We start from the raw sequence: 6,663 nt of genomic DNA on the forward strand, positions 1-6,663 counted from the left end.
TCTTGCCCCAGGAGGTGTTCAGCTTGCAGAACCGCATGTCGGAGAGGTCGATGTCCGAGGCCTGGGCCCCGCACCAGAAGGGCTGCGAGGGGTTCTGGTCACCGTGCCAGGTGTAGTTCGACCAGTAGCGGCCGCCCTGCGCCAGGTTCGGGCCCACCTTGCGGATCCAGGCATCCAGCAGCGTATCGATGCCGCCGTTGAACCGGGTGTTCATCATCTTGCCGACGATGCCCAGCACCGGCATGCCCGCGCGATGCTTGAAGCAGCGCGTGCCCGCGCCCTTCATCATCTCGATCATCTCCGGCGGATAGCCCTGCTCCCGCAGCCGCCGCGCCCCCGCCTCCCCGCTGTACCGCGTCGCGATGACGATCCAGGCCTTGGCGACGTAGGTGAAGGCCGTGTCCCACGACACCCGCATCATGTCGTCCAGCATCCGGGCGTCGAACTTGTACTTGCGCTTCGTCTCCGGGGTCAGCTCCGGCGCGCCGTCGTCCATCCACTGCTTCCAGCCCCGGCGCATCAGGGGGCCCTTCAGCCGGTAGGGACCGTACACCCGTCGATGGAAGGTGTAGCCCTTCAGGCACATGCGCGGGTTGTGGGCGAAGGTCCCGCGGTTGCCGTAGAGGTCCTCGTAGGTCTGGTGGTCGTAGTTCTGCTCGACGCGCATCACGACGCCGTTGCGCACGAAGGCGCGGACGCGGCAGCCGTGCGTGTCGTTGGGGGAGCAGCAGAACGTGAAGGAGGAGTCGTACCGGTACTGGTCGTGGTAGACCCGCTCCCAGGACCGGTCGGGGTACTCGCCGAGGGGGTTGCCCACCTCGATGACCGGCTGCAGCGCCGTCAAGGCCAGCGCCCGGTCCGCGATCGCGGCCGCCGCGACCGTCCCCGCCGTGACTTTCAAAAACTGCCGTCGTGAGAGATACATAATGACCTCCTCGCTCTAAACTCGTTCACCGACTGTCTGGCTGGAACCGAAACCGGCTTCACCTCCCCTCCCGCGGTTAAATGGTTGAACTGCCGCAAAAAGCACCGATCACCCAGCAAGTTCATTGCCATTGGGAGCGTCGGCGAGGTCGAGCTCGGCATGACGGTCATAACCTCTTGAAACGCATCGCGTTTGATTCGTGCGAGGGCCGAGAATGCCCGCTGGTGTGAGGATCAGATCGGCAAGAAGCCGAATAGACTTCTATGCGACCTCCCGCAATTCGCTTAATTTAGTTAGCGAAATCAATTGGTTGTCATCCGCATATTTTGATGTGTCTGTCGTCAAGGCCGACCGGTGGTGGACCCAGCCGATGGAGAGGGGCCAAACAGAGGGCTTTAGACTGCCGGATCGTTACCGATGGGAAACGGTCGCAGGGGGAAGCCGGTCAAGGTCGGGATGGAACGATGGTGCTGCGTCACCGAAGGGAAATGGTCGCTCGGGGAGCTTACTTGCCTTCGCCGAGGTATCGCTTCACGAGCAGGGAGAAGTGCTGCCGTGGAATCCCGCTGTCTTCCGCTGCCTTGGTGATGCTCCCGCCGTGCGAAGCCAGCTTCGCGCGAAGGTACCCGGCGATGAACTCTGCCAAGGCCTTCCGTTTCGCCTCCATGTACGGCAGTGTCGCGTAGGCCGACGGCCCGTCGGCGGCGCGGGGGGCGTTCACCGCCGGCAGCAGCGCGCGCACGTCGTCACGCGTGATCCGTCCGTCCACCGTGAGCATCACGGCGCGCTCGATGATGTTCCGGAGCTCCCGGACGTTGCCCGGCCAGCGGTAGCCGACCAGCTCCGTCACGGCCGGGGCGTCGAGGCGGCAGGCGGGCTTCCCCATCTCCCGTCCCAGGCGCGCCAAGAGCTGCCTGGCGATGACCGGAATGTCCTCGATCCGCTCCCGCAGGGGCGGCACGTGGATCTGCACCACCGCGAGCCGGTAGTAGAGATCCTTGCGGAACGTGCCGGCGCGCACCTTTTCCTCCAAGTCCTGGTTGGTGGCCGCGATGAACCGCATGTCCACCCGCTTGACCCGGGTCCCGCCGACCGGCCGCACCTCGCCGTCTTCCAGGACGCGAAGCAGCTTGGCCTGGAGCACCAACGGCAGGTCACCGATCTCGTCCAGGAACACGGTCCCCCCGTTGGCGAGCTCGATCAAGCCGGGTTTGTCCGCGATCGCCCCCGTGAACGCTCCGCGCACATGGCCGAACAGCTCGCTCTCGACCATGCCTTCGGGCACGGTGGTGCAGTCGATGACCTGGTACGGCTTGTCTCGCTCCCGGCTCTGCTCGTGGATCGCCCGTGCGATCACGCCCTTCCCCGTCCCGGTCTCGCCCGTGATCAGCACCGTGGACCGGCTCTGCGCGGCCTCCCGCACCCGACGGACGATGCCGTCGAACGCCGGGCTGGCTCCGACCAGGGTGGCCGGCTGATGGCCGTGGCGCGCGCTGCGCTCAAACGCGGTGCTCCGCCGCAAGACCTCCGAGATACGAATCGCCCGGTGCAGGCGCATGCCGAGGTCCAGAGCGTTGACCGGCTTCACGACGTAGTCGTAGGCTCCTCGCCGCATCGCGTCCACCGCCGTCGGCACCCCGTTCATCCGGGTGACGATCAGCACCGGCAGGTTGCGGTCGATCTCCTGGATGCGGCTCACGAGGTCCAGCCCGTCCATGCCGGGCAGCATCATGTCCGTCAGGACCAGGTCCACCGGCCGGTCGGCCAGGAACTGCAACGCGCCCTCGGCCGTCGCCCGCACTTCCACCCGCACTTCGGCCTCGGCCGCCTTGAGTTCCGCCTTCTCGATCGCGTGGAGAAGCAGCTCCGTGTCCGTCGGATCGTCCTCGACGACCAGGATGGTGAACGGCGCCTTCGCCGTGCCGATGAGGCCGATGGAGTCGGTCGTGCGCGCGGCCATCTTCACGCTCCCTCCGCCGCCGGACCGGCGTGGCGGCCGGCCGTCGTCGCTTCCACGCGGCCGGCCCCGTCCGCCACCGGCAGCTCGCCCAGCGCCGGCAGCGTGAACCGGACCACGCACCCGCCGCCCTCCGCCGAGTCGATCCAGACCTGCCCGCCGTACAACTCGACGATCCGCTTCACGATCGCCAGGCCGATGCCGCTCCCCTTGGCCGACGGCTGCAGGCGGACGAACGGCTGAAACACCCGTTCCCGGTGCTCCGGCGGAATGCCAGGCCCGTTGTCGGCCACGGCGAAATGCACCCGGTCTTCCCGTCGAACCGCCTCGATCGCGATGACGGGCGTCGGCCGCCCGATGCAGAACTTCAGCGCGTTGGACAGGAGGTTGTCGAGCACCTGGCGGAGATAGGCCCGATGGCAGGCCACGAGCGGCAGCCCCGGCGACACCTCCACCCGCACCCGCCGACGCTCCAGTTCGCCCGCCCACGCCTTCAGCACATCGTCCAGGACCGGCGCCGGGTCGACCGCTTCGACGGCCTCGTGCCGCCCGCCGACGCGGGCGACGGTCAGGATGTTCTCGACGCGCTCGATCAGGTCCCGTCCGTTCTGGGCGAGCAACGCGAGCCACTTCCCCGCCTTGGGATCGAGCTGAGCCCCGTACTCGCTCATCAACAACGACGCCAACTCCTCCATGCGCTCGCCCGGGGCCTTGAGGTCGTGGGCCAGCGTCTCGGCCAGGTGCTCGAGTTGCCGGAGGCGCGCTTCCAGCCCCCGCTCCTTCGCCTGCTCGGCCTCGTACAGCCGCGCGTTGGCGATGGCGATGGCCGCCTCCTCCGCAAACCCCTTGGCCAGGCGAAGATTCCATCGGTCGCGCGCGATCCTCCCCGCCCGCAGCAGGACGAGCACCCCGAACGGGGCGCCCTGCGCGAGCAGGGGAATCGACAACATGCTCTCCCCCATCAGATTCCGGCGCATCACCTCGGGGCGGGCGTCGCCGCGGAGGTCCTCGCCGAACGCGGGCTCGCCCGTCTCGTAGGCCCGCACCGACACCGGGAATTCTTCCCACAGCATGACGGTCTTGTGAAGCCGGTCGTTCCACTCGCCGGAGGCGGCCTCGACGATCCAGCAGCCCATGCGCTCGCTGCGCGACATGACCAGGCAGACATCCACCTGCAGCAGCTCGGCGGCGCGGTCCACGATCCGGCGCAGCACGCCGTCGAGCCCGTCCGGCCCGATCGTGTTGATGGCGTGGCCGATGGCGCTGATCGTCTCCAGCTCCTGGATCTGCCGCTGGATGCGAAGCGCCATCTCCCCGTAGGAACGAGCGAGCTGTCCGATCTCGTCGGAAGATTGGATCGCCGGGGGAACGACGCCCGCCTCCCCCTGTCCCCAGGCCGTCACCGACGCCTTGAGGAGCGAGAGGGGACCCGTGATCGAGCGGGTGAGGAGGCGGGAGCCGACGAGGCCGAGCGCCAGGCCCCCGATCACCGCGAAGACCAGCCCCCAGTAGGCCAGCCGGGCGAGCCGGGCTTCCTCGGCCTCGTAGGCCTTGGCGCGCGCACGGAGCCGATCCTCGATCTCCCGCAGTTCGTCGCGCGCCCGGTCGGCGAGCAGGATGCCCTGGCCCGACCTCACGTAGTCCAGCACCGGCTGGACCTGTCCCCGGCGGAACCGCTCGATCAGACGATGCTTCGACTCCAGCAGCTCCGTCAGCCGTCCCTGCGCCCCGCGGATATCCTCCGTCAGCGCCTCATCGCCCGCCACGAGATCCAGGATCCGGCGCGTCGTCGGCCCGAGCTTCGCCTCCGCCTCGACCAGCGGGGGTAGAAATTTGTCGTCCCGCGTGAGCAGATACCCGCGGAACGCCGTCTCCATGTCCACGGACAGACGGCGCAGCACGTTGACCTGCTCGCTCGCGAGGACGGTCTGGTGGTGCTGTTGCTGGAGGGAGACCAGATGATCAATCAGCGCGAAGTGGGCGACGAGCGCACCTACCAGCGGGAGGAAGACGACCAGGAGGATCGTCCAGACCTTCTGCCGAACTTGCAGCCGGTTCCACCACGTGCGGATCGGTTGGCTCACGGTCGCTCCGTCCACGGCGTCGGCGTTCCGCGGAAGCGACGCGAGGCTCCGGCCCATGGCGAGGACCGGGTCGGCCGCCCTCATCGCGACACCCGCGGTTGGGCGTGATCCTAACGACCCTCCTGGGGGCTGTCAAGCGAGGCGGAGCGGCGGGGGACCGAGACCGGCGATGGACTTCGCTAGCGCTCCGCCCACCAGAAAAAGACGATCGCCATGCGTTTCGAGGCCAGTTCGTAGGCGGAGCCGAAGTACGCGGTGGCCGAGTGCACGATGTCGGAGCGATACACGAGGAGCCGGTTGAACTCGTAGGGCACTTCCACCTCTTCCTGCCACTGCCCCGGCTCCATCTCCCTGAGACCCGGGATCTGGCTGATGCTGTCGTAGTCGGGTGGACAGACATTGCCCCCCAACCTTCCGTCGGGAAGCTTCAAGCGATAGAAGGAGGTGCCGCAGTGCACCGTGGGCGGATAGGGATGCAGGTAGAGGACGCCGGCGTGGGTGCACAGCTTGGCCGAATCCACGTGGGGACGGGCCACGCCCTCGCCTCCGCCGACCAACTGGACCCAGTTGTTCGCGGTCATACCCGTCCCCGGGTCCGGCACGACGCCGAGCCGTCGCACGCCGAGCAGCGACGCGACCCGCCCTTCCAAGGCCGCCAGCTCATGGGGCGTGAGCGCATCCGGCGCCCGCATCCCCGGCCACGCCTCCGCACGCCAGGGTGAGCCGAGCAGCCAGGTCGGTTTCGTCACGCACCGTTGCGCGACCCCGAAGGGGTCGTCCAACGCCCCGTCGAGGATCCAATATTCCCGACCACGCACCGGCTCCCGGTACAGAAGCGGATCCGTCCGCGGTGCATCGCCCCCGCACGTCTCCTGCGGCATGACCTCAAGCCTTCCCGTCCGGCCCCTCAGGAAGAGCCGGGCCTGGCGTGACGGCGGCCGCCCCCGCGCCGGCCTGTTCCCGCGAGCCGACGACCAGGTTCAGCAGCGCCAGCAGCAGGCTCCCGATCAGCAGCGCGGTGCTGATCTCGCGGATGATCACCGCGCCCTCGTCCTGCATCCCCTTCCCCACGTCCGCGACGGTCTCCAGGAGGCGGTCCAGGGCCATGCTGACGGCCACGATCCTGGCGCCCGCCGCGTCCCGCACGTGCAGCGCCAGCTTGCTCCGAATGGCCGCCGCCTCCTGCGGCGCGGCGGCGGCCCATCGTGCGCGGAGCAGGGTGATCGTCTCGTCGGCCGCCGCAAAGTAGGCGTCCAGGCTCGTCCGCAACGCCTCCAGGGCCTTCCGCTCCTTGGGCGTCTGCAACCCGACCCCCGCGCCCGCCGCATGGTAACGCTCCACCGCGGCCTTGATCCGCTCCCGCTGCTCGGGCAGCGCGGCGAGGATCCGCTCCGCATCCGGCCGGCTACCCGCCTCCACGGCGCGGATGATGCTGGTCCGGTAGCGCATCACGTCCCCGGAGATGTGCGCGAGGTCGGTCGCCGCGATCGTATAGTCCGCGTAGAGCATCCGCAGGTCGCGGTCCACCCGGTCCAGCAGGCCGGCCGTCACCAGCCCGAGCCCGACGATCAGGGCACTGACCAGCACCCGCCCCCCGGACGGCCAGCCCACCCTTCCATCGCCTCGCATGGACCCGCTCCGTAAAAGACGGGGGCAGGAGCGCATCGGCACTCCTGCCCCCGTACGCGCCGTCATCC

Annotated in this window: 5 protein-coding genes; all 5 read right to left on the minus strand. The window is 68.6% G+C overall.

Annotated elements, in window-relative coordinates; translation table 11 throughout:
* A partial coding sequence (locus AC1U7O_RS10750) for a twin-arginine translocation signal domain-containing protein (RefSeq protein WP_479894772.1) occupies positions 1 to 925 on the minus strand: 925 nt, incomplete at its 3' end.
* 505 nt (positions 926 to 1,430) lie between these two features.
* Positions 1,431 to 2,885, minus strand: a complete 1,455-nt coding sequence (locus AC1U7O_RS10755; protein WP_479894773.1) for a sigma-54-dependent transcriptional regulator — start codon at positions 2,883 to 2,885, stop codon at positions 1,431 to 1,433.
* Positions 2,886 to 2,887: 2 nt separating this feature from the next.
* Positions 2,888 to 5,050 (minus strand): ATP-binding protein, encoded by a 2,163-nt coding sequence (locus tag AC1U7O_RS10760; protein ID WP_479894774.1) that lies wholly within the window; start codon positions 5,048 to 5,050, stop codon positions 2,888 to 2,890.
* A gap of 95 nt (positions 5,051 to 5,145) precedes the next feature.
* Positions 5,146 to 5,847: a DUF6445 family protein gene (locus AC1U7O_RS10765; protein ID WP_479894775.1), complete on the minus strand. Its 702-nt coding sequence runs from the start codon at positions 5,845 to 5,847 to the stop codon at positions 5,146 to 5,148.
* A gap of 4 nt (positions 5,848 to 5,851) precedes the next feature.
* Complete coding sequence (locus AC1U7O_RS10770; RefSeq protein WP_479894776.1) at positions 5,852 to 6,595, minus strand: MCP four helix bundle domain-containing protein; 744 nt, start codon at positions 6,593 to 6,595, stop codon at positions 5,852 to 5,854.
* Positions 6,596 to 6,663 lie beyond the last annotated feature (68 nt).

It is taken from the genome of Candidatus Nitrospira neuquenensis, assembly GCF_979578155.1.